Origin of the sequence: Sphingomonas sp. CL5.1, assembly GCF_013344685.1 — a bacterium.
Lineage (GTDB): Bacteria > Pseudomonadota > Alphaproteobacteria > Sphingomonadales > Sphingomonadaceae > Sphingomonas.
Genome location: NZ_CP050137.1, coordinates 3,208,329 through 3,226,983 on the forward strand (window position 1 = coordinate 3,208,329; position 18,655 = coordinate 3,226,983).

Consider the following 18,655-nt stretch of genomic DNA (forward strand, 5'->3'; position numbering starts at 1 on the left):
TCCGTGTCAGCGGATCGGCGAATCCGGCGCGAGGCGCATGTCGAGGTAATTGTCGACCGACCTCATCATATCGTCCATCTCATGCTCGAAGAAATGGTTGGCGCGCGGGATCACGTCATGGTGGATCGTGATGTGCTTCTGCGTGCGCAGCTTGTCGACCAGCTTCTGCGTCGCGCCGGGCGTCGCCACCTCGTCCTGCTCGCCCTGGATAATGATGCCGGACGAGGGGCAGGGGGCGAGGAAGGTGAAATCATAGAGATTGGCCGGCGGCGCGATCGAGATGAAGCCGCGGATCTCCGGCCGCCGCATCAGGAGCTGCATCCCGATCCACGCGCCGAACGAGAAGCCGGCGATCCACGTCGTCGATGCCTCCGGGTGGAAGCTCTGCACCCAGTCGAGCGCGCTGGCGGCGTCGGAAAGCTCGCCGATGCCGTTGTCGAATGTCCCCTGGCTCTTGCCGACGCCACGGAAGTTGAAGCGCAGCGTGGCGAAGCCGCGCCGCTGGAACGTCTTGTAGAGCTGCTGCACGATATGGTTGTTCATCGTGCCGCCCGCGTTGGGATGCGGATGCAGGATCATCGCGACCGGCGCGCGGGGCTTGGGGGCGGGGGCGAAACGCCCCTCCAGACGGCCCTCGGGGCCGGGGAAGATCACTTCAGGCATTGTTTCCCGTTCGTTGGTGGGCGCGGGTGTAGCGCCGTGCTTTGCGCGCTATATAGGACGCATCACCGGATTTGGAACGAGTTTTGCCGGAATCAGCCTTGGCCCCACGTCTCTATCTCGATCACGCCGCGACCACGCCGATGACGGCGGCCGCGATCGCCGCCGTCGCGCGCGGGCAGGCGATGTGGGCGAACCCCTCCTCGCCCCATGCCGAGGGACGCGCCGCGCGCGCCGCGCTGGAGGAAGCGCGCGCCGCGATCGCCGCCGCTTATGGCTGGCGGCACGAGACGTTGCTGACCAGCGGCGCGAGCGAATCGCTGACGCTCGCGCTCGGCCGGGCGCAGGTGGCGCGGCGCATCGTCTCGGCGGTGGAGCATGACGCCGCTATCCGCGCGGCCGGCGTGGCGGAGACGGCACCGGTGGATGCGGACGGCGTGATCGACCTTGTGGCGCTCGCCCGGCTGGTCGAGGGCGAGCCGGCGCTGGTCTGCCTGCAATGGTGCAATAGCGAAACGGGCGTGCGCCAGCCGATCGCGGCGGCGGCTGAGATCGTCCACGCCGGCGGTGGCCTGCTGCTGGTCGATGCGGCGCAGATGCCGGCGTCGGGGGAATTGGCCGATCACGCCGATCTGGTCACGCTCTCCGCCCACAAGCGCGGCGGGCCGCCAGGGGTCGGCGCGCTGCTGGTGCGCGATCTGGCGACGCTGCGGCCGACCGGCGGGCAGGAGCGCGGCTATCGCCCCGGCACCGAGAACCTTCCCGCCGCGCTGGGCTATGCCGCCGCGCTCGCCGAGCCGGAGCCGGATCACGCCGCCCTGCGCGCGCGGCTGGACGATGCGATCCGCCGCTCGGGCGGGATCGTCGTGGGCGAGAAGGCGGCGCGTCACCCCGCGATCGGCAGCTATCGCCTGCCCGGCCTCGCCGCGAGCGCGCAACTGATCCGCTTCGACCTCGCCGGCATCGCCGTTTCCGCCGGCAGCGCCTGCGCGAGCGGCAGCCTGAAGCCGAGCCACGTCCTGCGCGCGATGGGCTGGGGCGAGGAGGAGACGCGCGAGGTGATCCGCGTCAGCTTCGGCCGCATGACGGGCGAGGCGGACGTGGATCGCTTCATCGCCGCGTGGCGCGACGTCGCGCGGCAGGCGCGGCGGCTGGCGGCATGATCTACCTCGATTATCAGGCGACCACGCCGCTCGCGCCCGAAGCGTTCGAGGCGATGCTGCCGTGGCTGCGCGACGAACATGCCAACCCGCATTCCGCCCATTCCGCCGGGCGCAAGGCCAAGGCGGCGATCGAGGTGGCCCGCGCGCAGGTCGCCGCGCTGCTGCCGAAGGGCGGCCGGGTGGTGTTCACCTCCGGCGCGACCGAGGCGCTCAACTGGGCGATCAAGAGCGTCGGTGGCCCGGTCGTGACGATCGCCACCGAACATGCCGCCGTGCTCGACACCGCGCGGGCGGGCGGCGAGGCGCGGATCGTGCCGGTCGATCGAGAGGGACTGATCGATCGCGCCGCGCTGGCCAAGGCTCTGCCGGGCGCAAAGCTGGTCGAGGCGATGCTGGTCAACAACGAGATCGGCGTGATCCAGCCGGTCGCCGAGATCGCGGTGCAGGCCCATGCCGCTGGCGCGCTGATGCTGTGCGACGCGGTGCAGGGCTATGGCCGCGTGCCGATCCCGGACGGCTGCGATCTGATCGCGCTCTCCGCGCACAAGATCCACGGGCCGAAAGGCGTCGGCGCGTTGTGGGTCCGCGATGGCGTAACGCTCGCGCCCTTACTGCACGGCGGCGATCAGGAGAGCGGGCGTTCGGGCACGCTCAGCCCGGCGCTGTGTGTCGGCTTCGGCGTCGCGGCGCGGTTGATGGCGGAGCGCGCGGCGCAGGACGCCGCGCATGTCGAGCAGCTGTGGTCGCTGGCGACCGGTATGCTCGCCGGCTGGACGATCAACGGCGCGGTCAGCCCGCGCTATCACGGCAATCTCAACGTGCGCCGCGCCGGGCTGGACGTGAACCGGCTGATGTCCGACTGTCGCGATATCGCCTTTTCCGCCGGGTCGGCCTGCGCCAGCGGCTCGGGACGGCCGAGCCATGTGCTGAAGGCGATCGGCCTGAGCGATGCGGAGGCGCGCGGCTCGATCCGGCTCGGCTTCGGGCGCTACACCACGGAGGAGGAATTGCGGATCGCGCTGACCCGCATCGCGGCGGCGGCCGACGCGCAGAGGATCGCGGCATGACCGTGAAGGTGCATTTCGTCGCCACCGACGGAACGGTGAGCGAGGTGGAAGCGGCGCCCGGCGAGAGCCTGCTCGAAGTGGGGCAGCGCAACGGCCAGCCGCTGGAGGGCACCTGCGAGGGACAGATGGCCTGCGCCACCTGCCACGTCATCGTCGATGCGGCCGACTTCGATCGGTTGCCCCCGGCGAGCGAGGACGAGGAGGATATGCTCGATCTCGCCTATGACGCGACGCGCACCAGCCGGCTGTCGTGCCAGATCATGCTGTCGGAGGCGCTCGACGGCCTGACTGTACGCTTACCATCGGGTTCACGGAACATGCAGGGGCGGTGAATTAATGTCGGCCTCATGTGGGAAGAAGCACTGGAGTGAACCACATGAAGAAGATCGTTCTCGCGCTCGCCGGCCTGATGGTGGCGGGCACCGCGCTGCCCGGCGCGGCGGAAGCGCAAGGCTGGCGCAACGACGGCTATTACGGGAAGCATGATCGCTGGCGCGGCGATCGCGGCTATCATCGCGGATGGGACAGGAATCGCGGCTGGCATCGTGGCCCGCGCTTCCGGACCGTGTGCGAGTGGCGCGGCCACTATCGCCGGCACCGCGTCTGCTATCGCGTGCGTGCTTGGTAAGATGGCTTGAACACGCCGCCCGGCTCCGCCATATGGCGCGCGGGAGTCGGGCGGACGTGGTCGTCGCCAACCTGGTCAGATCCTGACGGAAGCAGCCACAACGATTTCGCCACGGGTCGTTCCGGCTCCCACCGCGCGCTGCGCAAGCGATAGTGAAGCTATCGCGCGCACCAGCAGCGCGAACGGCCGGCGGCGTTACCAGCGCCGTCCGACGACGCGGCTTCGCCGCGTCGCACCCCGATACATTCCTCACCTACTCATCCGAACGCGGAAAGCTGTTTCCCGGATTGTAGCTGACGAATCCCTCCGCACCCCCTATCTACCTCCGGGTGAATGATCTCTCCGCCTCGCTCGGCCTCGACGAGCCGCCACAGCCGCAACGCGCAGGCGACGCCTATCGCGTGCTCGCGCGCAAATACCGGCCGCAGACCTTCTCCGCGCTGATCGGGCAGGAGGCGATGGTCCGCACGCTGGAGAATGCGATAAAGCGCGACCGCATCGCCCATGCCTTCCTGCTGACCGGCGTGCGCGGGGTGGGCAAGACCTCCACCGCCCGGCTTATCGCCAAGGCATTGAACTGCATCGGCCCGGACGGGCAGGGCAACCCGACGATCGACCCGTGCGGTGTCTGCGAGCCGTGCCGCGCGATCGCCGAGGGGCGCCATATCGACGTGATCGAGATGGACGCCGCCAGCCACACCGGCATCGACGATATCCGCGAGATCATCGAGGCGTCGCGCTATGCGGCGGTTTCCGCGCGCTACAAGATTTACATCATCGACGAAGTCCACATGCTGTCGAAGGCGGCCTTCAACGGCCTGCTCAAGACGCTGGAGGAACCGCCCGCGCACGTGAAGTTCCTGTTCGCCACGACGGAGGTGAACAAGGTGCCGGTGACGGTGCTGTCGCGCTGCCAGCGGTTCGACCTGCGCCGCATCCCGGCGGAAATGCTGGCGAAGCATTTCGCCAACGTCTGCGAACAGGAGCAGGCGGCGGCCGAGCCGGAGGCGCTGGCGCTGATCGCGCGCGCGGCGGAAGGATCGGCGCGCGACGGCCTGTCGATCCTCGACCAGGCGATCGCCCATGCCGATCTGGAAGGCGGCGGCGTCCGCGCGGCGGCGGTGCGCGAGATGCTCGGCCTGTCCGATCGCGGGGCGGTGCGCGATCTGCTCGGGCTGTTGCTTGCGGGCGATGCGCCGGCCGCGCTCGCGGCGCTGCGCCGGCAATACGACCTTGGCGTCGATCCGCAATCGGTGTTCCGCGCGCTGCTGGAGGCGGTGCATGGCGTGACGCTGGTGAAGGTCGGCGCGCCCGACGATCCGGCCCAGCCGGAGGATGAGCGCACCACCTATCGCGACTGGGCGACGAAGCTCTCCTTCGCGATGCTCCATCGGCTGTGGCAGTTGCTGCTCAAGGGGCATGATGAGGTCGCCCGCGCCGCCATGCCGATCGAGACGGCGGAGATGGCGCTGCTGCGCATCGTCCATGCGTCGACCTTGCCCGATCCCGGCGAGCTGGCGCGGCAGATCGCGAGCGGCTCGATATCGGTCGGTGGCCCTGCCGTCGCCGCAGCGCCCGCACCGCCGCAGGGCGCGCAAAACGAATTCGCCGCGATCATGGCGCTGCTGGAGGAACGCGGCCACCACGCGCTCTATCACCGGCTGCGCGGCAGCGCGCGGCTGGTGCGGATCGCGCCGGGCGAGATCGCCTTCAGCGGCTCGCGCCCGGTTTCGGCCGATACCCTCGCCGAGTTCGCGCAGGTGCTGAAGGCAGAAACCGGCCGCGCATGGAAGGTGGCGATGGTCGACGAGCCGGGGGAGCCGACCATGAAGGAGACGGATGACGCGGCGGAGGAAGCGGCGCGTCAGGCGATCCTCGACACGCCGATCATTGCCGCGGCGCGCGCCGCCTTTCCCGACGCTGAACTCATCGAATGGCCCAGACGGAGCATATTGTGAAGGACTTGAACGACATTCTTGCCATGGCGCAGAACGTGCAGAACGAGCTGACCAAGGCGCAGGAGAGCCTCGACACGATCGAGGTGGAGGGGGCCGCCGGCGGTGGCCTCGTCAAGGTGAAGGCATCGGCCAAGGGGCGCATCATCGCGGTTTCGATCGACGAATCCCTGCTCCAGCCGTCCGAGAAGCAGATGGTGGAGGATCTCGTCGCCGCCGCGCTCAACGATGCGCGGGCGAAGGCCGATGCGGCTTCCTCCGCCGAGATGGCGAAGATGACGAGCGGCCTGCCGCTGCCGCCGGGATTCAAGCTGCCGTTCTGATCGCCTTGCACGGAGCCGGCTGGCGCGCGGATCGTGCCGGCCGGCTCCTGCCCGTCAACTCGCGGCGGCGGTGCAGTCGCCGATCCGCGAACCCTTCACCTTGGTCTTGGTGGTGATGCTCTGGCCGTTCATGTCGGTCTTGGTCTCGCTGACCAGATCATAGCCCTTGCTGCCGAAATCGCCTGACAGCGTGCTCTGGATCGTGCCCTGGCCGGCGGGACCGCCCTGGCAGGTCATCTGCGCATTGAGCTTGCCGCCCTTGATCTCGAACGTGTCGTAGCGGCACGATTTCATGCCCTTGCCGCCGAGCAGGTCTTCCGGCGGTCGCTCGGCCTGTTCCTTGGTGACGCAGGCTTCGACGGTCTGCTTGCCGGAAGCGGAAAGCCGCTTCTTCATCATGTCGGCGACCTGCGGCGGCGCGTTGGCGATCTCGACCGAATCGACCGACACCTCGGTGCGCCATTTGCCCGGCTCCATCCGTATCGCGCTGTCGGCGGCGGTGGCGACCTCCGCGACGGAGGCGTTCTCGGCCTTCACTTCCGGTTTGTTGTTACATCCCGCCAACGCCAGCGGAACCAGCGCGATCGCATAGGCGAGCTTCATACATCCGTCTCCCGTTCCGTTCCCGTCACGTCCGTCTGATGGCGGACCCGCCCTCAACGCGCGCAAGCCGCGCGGTATCCCTGCGGGCAGGAAACGCCTTTATTTCAGGCAGCTATCCAGCCCGTTGCGCTGCACCACGCCAACGTAGCGCGCCAGCGCGTTGCCGTGGCGCCGCACGAAGCCGCTGGGATCGATGGCGGCGCGCTTTTTCGGCAGCGGCAGCACGGCCGCGATCCGCCCGGCCTCCAGCGGCGTCAGATGCGCGGCCGAATGGTGGAAATAGCGCAACGCCCCGGCCTCCACGCCATAGGTGCCGATGCCGGTCTCGGCGACATTGAGATACATCTCCATGATCCGCCGTTTGCCCCAGATCGTTTCGATCAGGACGGTGAAATATGCCTCGAACGCCTTGCGGAGATAGCCGCCGCCCTGGAACAGGAAGACGTTCTTCGCGGTCTGCTGGCTGATCGTGGAACCGCCGCGAATCCGGCCGCCCTCGGCATTGCGATACGCCGCGCCCGCGATCGCCCGGAAGTCGAAGCCGTGATGGGAGCAGAAGCGCGCATCCTCCCCGGCGATCGCGGCGCGCGCCATATTGGGGTCGATCCGGTTCAACGGCCGCCATTCCTTCGTGACCGAGCCGCCGGACAGCAGGTCGCCCAGCATCGTGAAGGTGAAGGGTGTCGGCACGAAGCGCAGGATCACGACCCACAGCACCGACAGGGCGACGAACCACAAGGCGACCTTGCCGCCGACACGAAGCACGCGAGCGATCATGCGCCCGTCGTTAGCCGAGCATCATGATCGCCAGCAATGCCTCGCAAGGGAATGCCTCAGGCCGGCAGCAGCCGTTTCTCCCCCGCAAGGCGCATCATCGCCTTCTGGAGCTTCTCGAACGCGCGCACCTCGATCTGGCGGACGCGCTCGCGGCTGACGCCGTACACCTGCGACAGTTCCTCCAGCGTCTTGGGATCGTCGGTCAGGCGGCGCTCGGTGAGGATGTGCTTCTCGCGATCGTTGAGGTCGTCCATCGCGGAGACGAGCATCTCGTGCCGCACGTCGGCTTCCTGCGACTCGGCCAGGACGCTGTCCTGCAACGGCGTGTCGTCGGCCAGCCAGTCCTGCCACTGGCCCTCGCCGTCCTCGCGCATCGGCACGTTGAGGCTGGTATCGCCGCCCATCGCCATGCGGCGGTTCATGCTGACGACTTCCGCCTCGGTCACGCCGAGATCGGTGGCGATCTTTTGAACGTCCTCCGGCTTGAGATCGCCGTCCTCGAACGCGTCGAGCCGGGCCTTCATGCGGCGCAGGTTGAAGAACAGCTTCTTCTGCGCCGCCGTGGTGCCCATCTTCACCAGACTCCACGAGCGCAGGATGAATTCCTGGATCGACGCCCTGATCCACCACATCGCATAGGTGGCGAGGCGAAAGCCGCGATCCGGCTCGAACTTCTTCACGCCCTGCATCAGGCCGATATTCCCTTCGGAAATCAGCTCGCTGACCGGCAGGCCGTAGCCGCGATAGCCCATCGCGATCTTCGCCACGAGCCGGAGGTGCGAGGTGACGAGCTGCGCAGCCGCCTCGGTATCGCCATGCTCCTGGAAGCGCTTGGCGAGCATATATTCCTGCTCGGGCGCTAGGATGGGGAACTTCTTGATCTCGGCGAGATAGCGGTTGAGGCTCTGCTCCCCGCCGAGCGCAGGGATCGTCGCGGGGACGTTGCTGCGGTTTGCCATGATCCTTACCCTTTCCCTTTGCGGAAAGTCGCGGCCGTGATGAACGCCGCGCCGTTTCCAGTCTTATACGTTGAGCTGAATGAACAGTTCCTGCATGTCAGCAGGCATCGTGCTTTCGAACGACAAAGCAACTTTTGTTATCGGATGGATGAACCCCAGCCGCGCCGCATGCAAGGCCTGACGCCTGAAACCCAGCGTTTCGAGCAAGGCGCGATGCGCCTGCTTCGTCCGGCCATAGACCGGATCGCCGAGCAGGGCGTGGCCGAGCGAGGCCATATGCACGCGCACCTGATGCGTCCGCCCCGTCTCCAGCCGGCATTCGACCAGCGCGGCGTCGCGCTTCAGCCGCTCCACCGTGCGATAATGCGTAACAGCGCGCTTGCCGTTCGCGACGATCGCGATCTTCTTGCGGTTCTGCGGGCTGCGCGCGAGCGGCGCGTCTACGCTGCCGGCGGGCGGCGTGGGCTGACCAGAGACGATCGCCAGATAGCGGCGGTCGATCGAATGGTCGGCGAACTGCTTCGCCAGCCCCTCGTGTGCGCGATCGGTCTTGGCGGCGACCATCAGGCCGGATGTGTCCTTGTCGATGCGATGGACGATCCCCGGCCGCGCCACCCCCCCGATGCCTGAAAGCGAGCCTTGGCAATGGTGCAGCAGCGCGTTGACCAGCGTGCCGTCGAGGTTCCCTGCGGCGGGATGAACGACCAGCCCGGCCGGCTTGTCGACGACGATCAGATGCTCGTCTTCGAACGCGATCCGGAGCGGGATATCCTGCGCCTCGTTATGCGCCGGCGCGGGATCGGGCACGGTGACGGCGAAGGTCTCGCCCGCCGCCGCCTTGCGCGCCGGCTCGCGGACGAGCTGCCCGTCGCGCGCGACCTTGCCGCCCGCGATCAGCACCTTCAGCCGCTCGCGCGACAGCGTGGGAACAGCGTCCGCCAGCGCGCGATCGAGCCGCCACCCGTCGGCGGTCGGCGTGATCGTTGCTTGAATGACGGAAGCCCCCCGGTGCATCGTGTCTTAGATGGATATGACGCTCCGAATTTCAAGGTCGCTGCTCCGGCGGCTCGTCGCGGAAGCGGGGGCCAATAGGGAGGAGATTTGCGGCCTGCTGCTGCGTGCGCCGGACGGCAGCATCGGCGCGCGGCCGTGCGCCAATGTCCACCCCATGCCGGCCACCCGCTTCGAGCTCGATCCGGCGGCGCTGCTCGCGGCGCATCGCGCGGCTCGGATGGGGGGAGATGCGGTGATCGGGCACTACCATTCGCATCCCTCGGGTGACGCCATGCCGTCGCGCACCGACGCGGCGCAGGCGGCCGACGGCGCGATCTGGCTCATCGTTGCCGGGAACGGCGAGGCGCGCGCGTGGCGGGCGGTCGGCGACGGGGCGGTGCATGGCCGCTTCGATCCGCTGACGATCCTGATCGACGAGGCTTGCGCCTGACTCCGCGCTTCGCCAAAAGGCCCGCGCCTGTTTGGGGGACCAATATGACGATCAGCCCGGTCGATTTCGCCAGCCTGTTATGCTCGCGGCTGTGCCACGACCTGCTGTCGCCGGTGGGGGCGCTCAATAACGGGCTGGAACTGCTCGCCGACGAGACCGATCCGGCGATGCGCGAGCGCTGCCTCGACCTGCTGGGCGAGAGCGCGCGGGTTTCGGCGAACAAGCTGAAATTCTTCCGCCTCGCCTTCGGGGCCGGGGGTGGTTTCGGCGACCTCATCGACACGCGCGAGGCGCAGGCCGCGATCACCGGGCTGCTCGGCGAGAACAAGCGGCTCGACCTCAACTGGCTGGTCGAGGAAGCGGAACTGCCCAAGACGGCGATCAAGGTGCTGCTCAACCTGGCGATGATCGCGGGCGACGCGCTGGTGCGCGGCGGCACGCTGGCGATCGGCGGCGAGAACAATGCCGGCGTCATCGAAATCGTGCTGAAGGCGGAGGGCGCGCGCGTCATCCTGGACGATGAATTGCGCGCGACGCTTACCGAGGGCGCGGGCGGGCGCGAGGTGACGCCGCGCAGCGCGGCGGCCTATATGGTCCATTCGCTCGTCACCGAGACCGGCGGATCGGTGCAGGTGAGCGCGCCGGCCGAAAACGTCCTGCTGTTCGGCGCGACGCTCAACGCCCGGTAAACGCTGATTTAACTGTCGCCGGGGCAAGGTCGCGGCGACATGGACGACCTGTTGCAGGAATTCATCGCCGAGACTCGCGAATCGCTGGAGGCGATCGCGGGCGAAATCGTCGCGTGGGAAGCCGATCCGGCTGACCGCGCGCGGCTCGATGCCATTTTCCGCTTCGTGCATACGGTGAAAGGAAGCTGCGGCTTCCTCGACCTGCCGCGCGTCGGCCGGCTCAGCCATGCGGCGGAGGACGTGCTGGCGGCGGTGCGCGCTGGCGAGCGCCTGCCGGATCGCGCGCTGGTCAATGCCGTGCTGTCGATCGTCGACCGGATCGGGGAGATCGTCGAGGCGATCGACGCTGGCGCCGGGCTGGACGACAGCGGCGAGGATGCGCTGATCGCGGCGCTCGAACGTCAGGATGACGCGCCGGCCACCGCGCTTCCCGTCCAGCCGGCCGTGGCGGCCGGTCGCGCGCAGAGCCGCAGCATCCGCCTCTCGGTCGATCTGCTCGACCGGATGATGAACGGCGTGTCGGAGATGGTGCTGGCGCGCAACGAACTGGCCCGCCGCCTGCGTGAGACGGGCGAGGACGCGGCCGGCCATACGCTCGACCGGCTGTCGCAGACCGTCGCCGAACTTCGCGACACGGTGACGCGCACGCGGATGCAGACGGTCGATGCTTTGTTCTCCGCTCTCCCGCGCGTGGTGCGCGACACGGCCGCCGCGCTGGGCAAGCAGGTGTCGCTGACGATCGATGGCGGCGACGTGGAGCTTGATCGCGAGATGATCGAGCTGCTGCGCGATCCACTCGTCCACATGGTCCGCAACGCGCTCGACCACGGCCTCGAAACCCCCGCCGAACGCCGCGCGGCCGGCAAGCGCGAGGCGGGGCGGCTCACCGTCTCCGCGCGCCAGTCCGGCAACCGCATCCTGGTCGAGATCGCAGACGACGGGCGCGGGATCGACACCGATCTGCTCGCCGCCCGCGCGCTGGCGCGTGATCCGGCGCGCGATGCCGAGATTCGCGGGTTGAGCGAGCGCGGACGGCTCGACCTGATCTTCGAGCCGGGACTCTCGAGTCGCGATGTCGTCACCGGCACCTCTGGGCGCGGCGTCGGGATGGATGTGGTGCGGACGAACGTCGAGCAGATCGGCGGCCGTATCGCGATCGCCAACCGGCCGGGGCGCGGGCTGAGCATCACGCTGGAAGTGCCGCTGACGCTGGCGATCCTTTCCGCCGTGATCGTCGAAGCCGGCGGCCAGGTGTTCGCGCTGCCACGACAGGCGATCGACGAGATCGTCTCGGTTCGCGCGGACATGGTGCGGATCGACCCGATCGGGGAGGGGCGCCTCGCCACGATCAGGGACCGTCAACTGCCGCTGGTCGCGCTCGGCGGAATACTGGGGTTGCCGCACGGCGCGCCGGGGCTGCTGATGGTGCTGGAAGTGCCGGGCGGCGCCTATGCGCTGGCGGTCGACGCGGTGCTGGATACCGAGGAACTGGTCATCAAGCCCGCCGCGCCGGCGGTGATGCGCGCGGGCGTCTATGCTGGACAGACCTTACCCGACAGCGGACGGCCGATGCTGCTGCTCGACGTCGCGGGGCTGGCGGCGGTAGCGGGGTTGCAATTCTCCGCGATCGAGCGCGAGGAGCCGCCCGTCGCGGAAGTGCCGGTGGAGGCGGGTGTTCAGGCATTGCTGTTCCACGATATCGACGGCTGCCGCCGGGCGATCGCGCTGGCCGCGATCAACCGCATCGAGCCGCTCTCCCCGGACGCGGTGCATGAGGCCGCCGGACAATGGTGGATGACGAGCGGCGAACAGGCGGTCGGGCTGGTCTGCGCGGCGACTCCGCGCGCGGCGGAGACGGGCTGGTCCGTGCTGCGGTTGAACGAGGAGCTTGGCGCGCTGGCCTATCCGGTGTGCGAGGCGATCGACATCGTCATGCTGCCGGCGGAGATCGCGCCAGCCTTGGGAGCCGGCGTCATTGCCGGTATCGCGATGATCGACGGCGCGCCGGTGGAGGTGATCGATCCGCTCGCCCTGACCGAACGGAACGCGAGCACGCGCCATGCGCCGCTGTGCCTGTTGCGCGGGGCGGAGGCCGGCTGGATGGAAATCTTCCTGAAACCGGCGATCGAAGCGGCCGGATATCGCGTCGTGCGGCGACTCGCGGAGGGCGAGGCGGCGGACGTGATCCTCGCGATGGACGACGAGGAAGTCGGCGGAGTCGGCGAGGAACGTATCCTGCGGCTTGGCCGCTCGCCGGGCGACCCGCTCTATCGCTACGATCGTGTCGCGTTGGTCGATGCACTGGGGAGGGCGGCATGAGCCAGCCCGCGCTTCATCTGATCGGCAGCCTCGGCGATAGAGGTGTCCTGTTCGACGCCGCGCAGGTCAAGGCGGTGATCGATGTCGGGGAAATCGTGCCGGCGCCCGGCGCGGCGCCGGCGGTGCGCGGGCTCGCCGCCTTGCGTAGCCGCGTCGTGACGGTGATCGATAGCTGGCAGGTGCTGGGATTGCCCGCGCCTGACGGCGAACGTCGCCGCGCCGTCATCACGTCGGTGGAAGGGCAACTCTATGCCGTGCTGGTCGATGCCATGGAGGATGTCGCCCCGGTCGAGGTCACGCCGCTCGCGCCGGGCGTGGCGGTGGGCGATCGCTGGTCGGCGGTGGCGGCCGGAAGCGCGGTGCGCGATGGCCAGCCGATGCTGGTGATCGATCTTCCCCGGCTGGTTTCGCGCGTGGCGTGATTAACCTTGCCGTTACTGCTTTCTGCGATGACGGCATGTCATTGCGTTTCAACAGGATTGCGGCATGAAATCGTGTCTCGTCGTCGATGATTCCAAGGTGATCCGAAAGGTCGCGCGGCACATTCTGGAAGGAATGGATTTCGCCGTCGCGGAGGCGTCGGACGGGCGCGAGGCGCTCGATCACTGCATGACGACCACGCCGGACGTGATCCTGCTCGACTGGAACATGCCGGTGATGAGCGGCATGGAATTCCTCCGCGCGCTGCGCGAGACTGCGCTGGAATCACGGCCGAAGGTGGTGTTCTGCACCACCGAGAACGGCACCGCGCATATCCGCGCGGCGATCGATGCGGGCGCGGACGAATATGTCATGAAGCCATTCGATCGCGAGGCGCTCGCGAGCAAGCTCCAGATCGTCGGCGTCGTCTGACCGGCGGCTGCCGATGCCTGCATCGCCCGGTCTCCTGCGAAGGAATGCGCCGTCCCGGCCGCGTGTGCTGATCGTCGACGATTCGGCGGTGGCGCGCACCGTCCTGGCGCGGATGACGGAGGACGGCGGGCAATTCGCGGTCGCCGGCGCCGTCGCGAACATCGCGGACGCGCTGGCCTTTCTCGGCGGCGAGCGGGTCGACCTGATCCTGCTCGATCTGGAGATGCCGGACATCGACGGCCTGACCGGCCTTCCTGACCTGGTCGCGGCCGGCGGCGGCGACGCGCGGGTGCTGGTCGTCTCGTCGAGCTGCGATCAGGGCGCCGCGACGACCGTGCAGGCGCTCGCGCTGGGGGCGGCCGATACGCTCGTGAAGCCGGGCGGCCCCGGCTTCGTCGGGCGGTTCGCGGAGGTGTTGCGCGAGCGGATGACCCGGCTGACCGAGCGCCGGCCCAAGCCGATACCGCCAAGAACCGTGGAGCGCCCCGCCATCGGGCGTTTCGATATAGTGGCGATCGGCGCCTCGACGGGCGGAATCCACGCGCTCTCCAGCCTGCTCCGCGCGGTGCCGCGGACCTTCGACCGGCCGATCCTCATCACCCAGCATCTGCCAGCCTCCTTCTCGCCCTATTTCGCGGCGCAGATGGCGGTGCTCGGCAATCGCCCGTGCGATATCGCGGGGGACCGGATGCGGCTCCATCCGGGGAGGATCGTGGTCGCACCGGGCGATGCGCATATCGTCGCCGTGTCGCTGGGGGATAGCGGCTGCGCGCTGCGGCTGTCGCGCGAGCCGGTCGCCAACGGCAATATGCCATCGGTCGACCCGATGCTGTCGTCGCTGGCCGAGGTCTATGGCCCGCGCCTGCTCGCGGTGGTCCTGAGCGGCATGGGCCGCGACGGGCTGGAGGGCGCCGAGGCGGTCCGCCGCGCGGGCGGCACCGTGGTGGTGCAGGACGAGGCGTCGTCGGTCGTCTGGGGGATGCCGGGCGCGGTCGCCGGGGCGGGCCATGCCGATGCCGTCATGCCGCCGGAGGCGATCGGCGAGATGATCGCCGCGCAGGCGCGATGACCCAGCCGTCCGAGCCGGCCAGCGCCAGCACCGCTTCGATCGGCGCGCTCGCCGCGCTGCTGGCGGAGCGGACCGGGCAGCAGCTTTCCTCCTCGCGCACCTGGCGGATCGACGTCGCGCTGAAGCCGCTGGTCGCGGAATGCGGGCTGGCCACGATCGAGCAGCTCGTCCAGCGCTGGCGCGCGGACAAGGATGCGGCGATGGGCGAACGGATCGTCGACGCGCTGCTCAATCAGGAAACCTCCTTCTTCCGCGATCCCGGCATCATCGACACCTTCGCCGAGGCGGTGCTCACGCGCGGCAAGGGCGGCCTCCGCCTGTGGTCCGCCGGCTGCGCCTTCGGTCAGGAACCATTGTCGCTGGCGATGGCCTTCGCGGAGCGTGGCGCGACGGCCGAGGTGATCGCCACCGACGTCTCGCCCGGCGCGCTCGCGCGGGCGCGGACCAGCCGGTACAGCCAGTTCGAGATACAGCGCGGCCTGCCGGTAACGCGGATGCTGCGCTGGTTCGAGCAGGCCGGGAGCGACTGGGTGGCGGTGCCGGCGCTTCGCGCGCATATTTCCTATCGCCGCCACAATCTCGCGACCGACCCGCCGCCACCCGGCCGCTTCGACGCGATCCTGTGCCGTAACGTATTGTTCTATCTGGCGCCGGTGCTGCGTACACAGATACTGAGCCGTCTCGCCGATGCGATGCGGCCCGGCGGGCTGCTCATGCTCGGCGCGGGGGAGACGGTGATCGGCCTTTCGAACCGCTTCGTGCCGAGCGCGCGCTTTCGCGGCTTCTACGAACTGGCGCCGGTGCGCGCCTGCCAGTCTTCACTTGGTTCCGCCACCGCATCGGGCTAGCGATATCCCCGGCGGCCGTAGCCGTCTGTGATGAGGACAGGCAATGAAGGTGATCGAGGCGCCGTCGCCCAATTTCGACGACCGGTCGCTGCCGATCACGATGATCGTGCTTCACTATACCGGGATGCAGGATGGCGAATCCGCTATCGCCCGGCTGCGCGATCCGGCGGCGAAGGTCTCCTCGCATTATGTCGTGGCGGAGGACGGCACGATCCTGCGGCTGGTGGAGGAGGAGATGCGCGCGTGGCACGCGGGCGCGTCGCACTGGCGCGACGTGGATGACGTCAACTCCGCCTCGATCGGGATCGAGATCGTCAATCCCGGCCACGAATTCGGCTATCGCCCGTTCCCGGACGAGCAGGTCGACGCGGTGATCCGCCTCGTCCATGACATCAAGGACCGCTACGAGATCACGCGCGGCAACATCGTCGGCCATTCAGACGTGGCGCCGGCCCGCAAGCGCGATCCGGGCGAGCTGTTCCCGTGGGGCAGGCTCGCGCGCCTTCGGCTGGCGCTGCCGCGTCCGACGAAGAACCTCGTCGACCCGATGTGGAGCCAGTCCGGCTTCCTGCTCGCGCTGGAACGGTTCGGCTATGACGTGAGCGACGCGATGGCGGCGATCATGGCGTTCCAGCGCCGCTTCCGCCCCGAGCTGATCGATGGGGAGATCGATGCGGAATGCCGCATGATCCTGCTCGCGCTGCTGCTTCCCAAACCGCAGGGAGACGATTAGGAGGGGCAAGCCAGAGGGCCGGGCGACCGCGGCTTCCCGCAAGGGAGGGCGAGGAAAGTCCGGGCTCCACGGAACGACGGTGGCGGGTAACGCCCGCCGGGGGCGACCCCAGGGAAAGTGCCACAGAGAGCAGACCGCCAACCGCCCGGCGACGGGCGCGGCAAGGGTGAAAGGGTGCGGCAAGAGCGCACCGCGCGGCTGGCAACAGCGGCGGCATGGCAAACCCCACCGGGAGCAAGACCGAATAGGGGCGGCAAATCGGCGTGTTCCCGCCGGTCGCCCGGGTTGGTTGCTTGAGCCCGTCGGCGACGGCGGGCCTAGAGGAATGGTCGCCCAGTCCCGGTCCGCCGGGATGGACAGAACCCGGCTTACAGGCCCTCTGGCATTTTCGCTTTGCGTGGGCGGGGCGAGTGCCTATCTCGCACCCGCATGGCGCGATCGAGCAGATCAAATGACTGGGGCTTCCCTCGCTGGCGCGGCTACGGCTCCAGCCGGGAAGCGCGGCAGGTGCGCATCTGCGATCGCCACGGCTGCGACGAGCCGGGGGATTGCCCCGCGCCGAAATCGCCCAACAGCCCGGATCGCTGGTATTTCTGCGAGCGGCACGCGGCCGAATACAATCGCGGCTGGAACTATTTCGAGGGGCTGGACGCGGAGGAAGCCGCCGAGCGCGAGGCGGCGGAGCGGCGCGACGCTTCCGGCTTCGAGCAGGCGCGGCACTATCGCTGGGCCGGGCCGGGCGACGGCACGCGCTCGCGCGACGAGATGCGCGCACTGGAGGCGCTTGAGCTGGAGCCGGACGCCGATTTCGACGCGATCCGCGCGGCATGGCGGCGGCTCGCCAAGGCCAATCATCCCGATGTCCGCCCCGGCGACGCCGAGGCGGCGACGCGCTTCCAGGCGATTCAGGCGGCCTATGACGTGCTGCGTGTCGCCGAGGAGGCCAAAAGCTGGCGCCCGGCATGAAGCGCGCGCGCTCCAACTGGCAGGAGGCGGTGCTGGTATGCGACAAGTGCAGCCGCAAGATCGACGGCAGCTTCGGGCCGAAGGGGCGCGGCCGGCTTGCCAAGCTGCTCAGGAAATGTCCCGGAATGGGAAAGGGACGCAAGGCGACGGTCGGTGTGATCGAGACGAAATGCCTCGGCCTCTGCCCGAAACATGCCGTGACGGTGGTCGACACGCGCCACCCCGGCGAGTGGCTGGTGGTCGAGCGCGGTGAGGATGTCGCGGTGCTGGCCGAGCGTTTCGTCTCGCTCGGAGATTAGGTGAGCCGCGCCGCCGTGTCGCGGATCAGCGCGATCATGTTCGGAATGCCCTGCGTCCGGTTCGAGCTGAGCTGCGCCTTCAGCTCGAACGGCGCGAGCGCGGCGTCGATGTCGGTCGCGCGCACCTCGGCCGGGGTGCGATCCTGCACCGTCGCCAGCACCAGCGCGATGATCCCCTTGGTGATCGCCGCATTGCTGTCCGCCAGGAAATGCAGCGTCCCGTCCTCGCGCTGCTGGGGATAGACCCACACCGCAGCCGAGCAGCCGCGCACCAGAGTCGCATCGGTCTTGAGCGCATCGGGCATCGGCTCCAGCGCGCGGCCGAGGTCGATCAGCAGGCGATAGCGGTCGTCGGCGTCGAGGAACTCATATTCGGCGTGAAGCTCGGCAATGTCGGTGCGGTCGGCCATTGCCGGCCCGCGTAGAACCTCCGGCGAGCCGCCGCAACCGCCGGGCGGGAGCGGCGGCGCCTCGATATGTCAGAGATCGACCCCGGCGGCGATGGCCTCCAGCTTGCGGATACGTTCCTTGAGATCGGCGATCTCAATGCGCGCAGTGGCGCTCGTCGCCGTACCGGGCGCGCGCATCTCATGGTCGGCGGCGAGCTGTTGCTGCTTGAGCTGGAGCCAGCCGCGCCAGCCGGAAAGCGCGGCGGCGACCAGCATCGCTAGCCCCGCGAGCGCGGCGGAAGCCATGGTGAGGTAGAAGCTCGGGTCGGACATGGTTCGACTCCTCGTTCAGCGGTCACGCAGTTCTTCGATCTGACGGCTCAGATCGGTGCTGCCGTGATTGTCGGTGATGACACGCTCAAGGACGGCGACGCGCTCCTTGAGCTGGCGGATCTCGTCGCGCGCGGCGATCAGGTCGGCGGGGGGCGGTTGCTGCCCGTCCTGCTCGCGGCCCAGCGCCTTGTAGCGTTCGGAGAAAATCTTACCCAGCGTTGCGATCAGCACGATCGCCACCACCATCGAAAATGGACCCATCGTCCAGGCTCCCTTGCCCTGCTTGTTTCGCGCGCGCCGGCGATCAGTTGCCGCGCAGCGCCTCGATCTCGGCGGCGGTGCGGGTGGCGGGATCGGTGGCGATCCGCTCCAGCACCGCGATCCGCTCCTCCAGCCGGCCGACCTGCCCGGTCAGCTTCTCATTCTCGTTCGACAGCAGCATGATCTGTCGCTGGTCGTCGAGGCTGGAAGCGTTGCGTGCCCGGCGGCCCCGCCGGAAATCGTCCAGCGGATAACCGTGTTTCGCCTGCACCCACGTGCGGAAGGCGCGGCTGCCGAATACGATCGCGACCATCGCGA

At 68.7% G+C, this 18,655-nt stretch carries 25 protein-coding genes and 2 other RNA genes; 18 read left to right on the forward strand and 9 right to left on the reverse strand.

The genetic code is table 11. The annotated features are described in order from the left end of the window. Window positions 1-6: 6 nt before the first annotated feature. Window positions 7-663 carry an alpha/beta hydrolase gene (locus tag F9288_RS15460; RefSeq protein WP_174837605.1) on the reverse strand — a complete coding sequence of 219 codons (657 nt, stop codon included), beginning with the start codon at window positions 661-663 and terminating at the stop codon, window positions 7-9. A gap of 98 nt (window positions 664-761) precedes the next feature. Between F9288_RS15460 and F9288_RS15465 the strand changes: the two genes are divergently transcribed. The 7 genes from F9288_RS15465 to F9288_RS15495 all read left to right on the forward strand — a co-directional run bounded on the left by F9288_RS15465 (window position 762) and on the right by F9288_RS15495 (window position 5,796). Beyond that, window positions 762-1,823 carry a cysteine desulfurase family protein gene (locus tag F9288_RS15465; RefSeq protein WP_174837606.1) on the forward strand — a complete coding sequence of 354 codons (1,062 nt, stop codon included), beginning with the start codon at window positions 762-764 and terminating at the stop codon, window positions 1,821-1,823. Beyond that, complete coding sequence (locus F9288_RS15470; protein ID WP_174837607.1) at window positions 1,820-2,890, forward strand: cysteine desulfurase family protein; 1,071 nt, start codon at window positions 1,820-1,822, stop codon at window positions 2,888-2,890. The genes F9288_RS15465 and F9288_RS15470 overlap by 4 nt, the downstream gene beginning before the upstream one ends. Beyond that, a complete protein-coding gene (locus F9288_RS15475) occupies window positions 2,887-3,222 on the forward strand; it encodes a 2Fe-2S iron-sulfur cluster-binding protein (protein ID WP_174837608.1) in 336 nt (111 codons plus the stop codon). The genes F9288_RS15470 and F9288_RS15475 overlap by 4 nt, the downstream gene beginning before the upstream one ends. A 44-nt stretch (window positions 3,223-3,266) precedes the next feature. Then, window positions 3,267-3,518 carry a hypothetical protein gene (locus tag F9288_RS15480; protein WP_174837609.1) on the forward strand — a complete coding sequence of 84 codons (252 nt, stop codon included), beginning with the start codon at window positions 3,267-3,269 and terminating at the stop codon, window positions 3,516-3,518. A gap of 38 nt (window positions 3,519-3,556) precedes the next feature. Beyond that, window positions 3,557-3,654: signal recognition particle sRNA small type (gene ffs / locus F9288_RS15485), an RNA gene on the forward strand. A 193-nt stretch (window positions 3,655-3,847) separates the two neighbouring features. Then, entirely contained in the window at window positions 3,848-5,476 is a 1,629-nt protein-coding gene (locus tag F9288_RS15490) for a DNA polymerase III subunit gamma/tau (RefSeq protein WP_174837610.1), read from the forward strand. Continuing rightward, window positions 5,473-5,796 carry a YbaB/EbfC family nucleoid-associated protein gene (locus F9288_RS15495; protein ID WP_174837611.1) on the forward strand — a complete coding sequence of 108 codons (324 nt, stop codon included), beginning with the start codon at window positions 5,473-5,475 and terminating at the stop codon, window positions 5,794-5,796. The genes F9288_RS15490 and F9288_RS15495 overlap by 4 nt, the downstream gene beginning before the upstream one ends. A gap of 54 nt (window positions 5,797-5,850) precedes the next feature. Here the strand turns inward: F9288_RS15495 and F9288_RS15500 are convergent, their stop codons facing one another. From F9288_RS15500 to F9288_RS15515, 4 genes are all read right to left on the reverse strand, one after another. Continuing rightward, on the reverse strand, window positions 5,851-6,399 hold the full coding sequence (locus F9288_RS15500; protein WP_174837612.1) for a DUF3617 domain-containing protein: 549 nt from the start codon (window positions 6,397-6,399) through the stop codon (window positions 5,851-5,853). A 99-nt stretch (window positions 6,400-6,498) separates the two neighbouring features. Next, window positions 6,499-7,176, reverse strand: a complete 678-nt coding sequence (mtgA, locus tag F9288_RS15505; protein WP_174837613.1) for a monofunctional biosynthetic peptidoglycan transglycosylase — start codon at window positions 7,174-7,176, stop codon at window positions 6,499-6,501. A 56-nt stretch (window positions 7,177-7,232) separates the two neighbouring features. Beyond that, window positions 7,233-8,135 (reverse strand): RNA polymerase sigma factor RpoH, encoded by a 903-nt coding sequence (rpoH, locus tag F9288_RS15510; RefSeq protein ID WP_174837614.1) that lies wholly within the window; start codon window positions 8,133-8,135, stop codon window positions 7,233-7,235. Between the two features lie 63 nt (window positions 8,136-8,198). Continuing rightward, window positions 8,199-9,149 (reverse strand): RluA family pseudouridine synthase, encoded by a 951-nt coding sequence (locus F9288_RS15515; protein ID WP_174837615.1) that lies wholly within the window; start codon window positions 9,147-9,149, stop codon window positions 8,199-8,201. Between the two features lie 16 nt (window positions 9,150-9,165). On the opposite strand from F9288_RS15515, the gene F9288_RS15520 reads away from it, so the two are divergent. The 11 genes from F9288_RS15520 (at window position 9,166) to F9288_RS15570 (ending at window position 17,354) form a co-directional block, all read left to right on the forward strand. Continuing rightward, a complete protein-coding gene (locus tag F9288_RS15520; protein WP_174839120.1) occupies window positions 9,166-9,579 on the forward strand; it encodes a Mov34/MPN/PAD-1 family protein in 414 nt (137 codons plus the stop codon). Window positions 9,580-9,623: 44 nt separating this feature from the next. Beyond that, window positions 9,624-10,268 (forward strand): histidine phosphotransferase family protein, encoded by a 645-nt coding sequence (locus F9288_RS15525; protein WP_174837616.1) that lies wholly within the window; start codon window positions 9,624-9,626, stop codon window positions 10,266-10,268. Between the two features lie 39 nt (window positions 10,269-10,307). Then, window positions 10,308-12,587 carry a chemotaxis protein CheA gene (locus tag F9288_RS15530; RefSeq protein ID WP_174837617.1) on the forward strand — a complete coding sequence of 760 codons (2,280 nt, stop codon included), beginning with the start codon at window positions 10,308-10,310 and terminating at the stop codon, window positions 12,585-12,587. Continuing rightward, window positions 12,584-13,009 carry a chemotaxis protein CheW gene (locus F9288_RS15535; protein WP_174837618.1) on the forward strand — a complete coding sequence of 142 codons (426 nt, stop codon included), beginning with the start codon at window positions 12,584-12,586 and terminating at the stop codon, window positions 13,007-13,009. The genes F9288_RS15530 and F9288_RS15535 overlap by 4 nt, the downstream gene beginning before the upstream one ends. 64 nt (window positions 13,010-13,073) lie before the next feature. Continuing rightward, window positions 13,074-13,439, forward strand: a complete 366-nt coding sequence (locus tag F9288_RS15540; RefSeq protein ID WP_174837619.1) for a response regulator — start codon at window positions 13,074-13,076, stop codon at window positions 13,437-13,439. A gap of 13 nt (window positions 13,440-13,452) precedes the next feature. After that, window positions 13,453-14,508, forward strand: a complete 1,056-nt coding sequence (locus tag F9288_RS15545) for a chemotaxis protein CheB (RefSeq protein WP_174837620.1) — start codon at window positions 13,453-13,455, stop codon at window positions 14,506-14,508. Continuing rightward, window positions 14,505-15,356, forward strand: coding sequence for a protein-glutamate O-methyltransferase CheR (locus F9288_RS15550; protein ID WP_174837621.1), 852 nt, complete (start codon window positions 14,505-14,507; stop codon window positions 15,354-15,356). The genes F9288_RS15545 and F9288_RS15550 overlap by 4 nt, the downstream gene beginning before the upstream one ends. 43 nt (window positions 15,357-15,399) lie before the next feature. Then, window positions 15,400-16,089 carry an N-acetylmuramoyl-L-alanine amidase gene (locus tag F9288_RS15555; RefSeq protein ID WP_174837622.1) on the forward strand — a complete coding sequence of 230 codons (690 nt, stop codon included), beginning with the start codon at window positions 15,400-15,402 and terminating at the stop codon, window positions 16,087-16,089. A 10-nt stretch (window positions 16,090-16,099) separates the two neighbouring features. Further along, an RNA gene (gene rnpB / locus F9288_RS15560) (RNase P RNA component class A) lies at window positions 16,100-16,476 on the forward strand. Window positions 16,477-16,518: 42 nt separating this feature from the next. Continuing rightward, the gene (locus tag F9288_RS15565; protein ID WP_174837623.1) at window positions 16,519-17,055 is read left to right on the forward strand and encodes a J domain-containing protein; all 537 of its coding nucleotides are present in this window, start codon (window positions 16,519-16,521) and stop codon (window positions 17,053-17,055) included. After that, a complete protein-coding gene (locus tag F9288_RS15570) occupies window positions 17,052-17,354 on the forward strand; it encodes a (2Fe-2S) ferredoxin domain-containing protein (RefSeq protein WP_174837624.1) in 303 nt (100 codons plus the stop codon). The genes F9288_RS15565 and F9288_RS15570 overlap by 4 nt, the downstream gene beginning before the upstream one ends. On the opposite strand, the gene F9288_RS15575 is transcribed toward F9288_RS15570, so the two are convergent. The 4 genes from F9288_RS15575 to F9288_RS15590 all read right to left on the reverse strand — a co-directional run bounded on the left by F9288_RS15575 (window position 17,351) and on the right by F9288_RS15590 (window position 18,650). Beyond that, on the reverse strand, window positions 17,351-17,764 hold the full coding sequence (locus F9288_RS15575) for a SufE family protein (protein WP_174837625.1): 414 nt from the start codon (window positions 17,762-17,764) through the stop codon (window positions 17,351-17,353). The two genes, F9288_RS15570 and F9288_RS15575, sit on opposite strands and share 4 nt — an antisense overlap. 69 nt (window positions 17,765-17,833) lie before the next feature. Next, on the reverse strand, window positions 17,834-18,076 hold the full coding sequence (locus F9288_RS15580; RefSeq protein ID WP_174837626.1) for a hypothetical protein: 243 nt from the start codon (window positions 18,074-18,076) through the stop codon (window positions 17,834-17,836). 15 nt (window positions 18,077-18,091) lie between these two features. Then, on the reverse strand, window positions 18,092-18,337 hold the full coding sequence (locus tag F9288_RS15585) for a hypothetical protein (RefSeq protein WP_174837627.1): 246 nt from the start codon (window positions 18,335-18,337) through the stop codon (window positions 18,092-18,094). A 43-nt stretch (window positions 18,338-18,380) separates the two neighbouring features. Then, window positions 18,381-18,650: a hypothetical protein gene (locus tag F9288_RS15590; protein WP_254621210.1), complete on the reverse strand. Its 270-nt coding sequence runs from the start codon at window positions 18,648-18,650 to the stop codon at window positions 18,381-18,383. Between the last annotated feature and the right edge of the window lie 5 nt (window positions 18,651-18,655).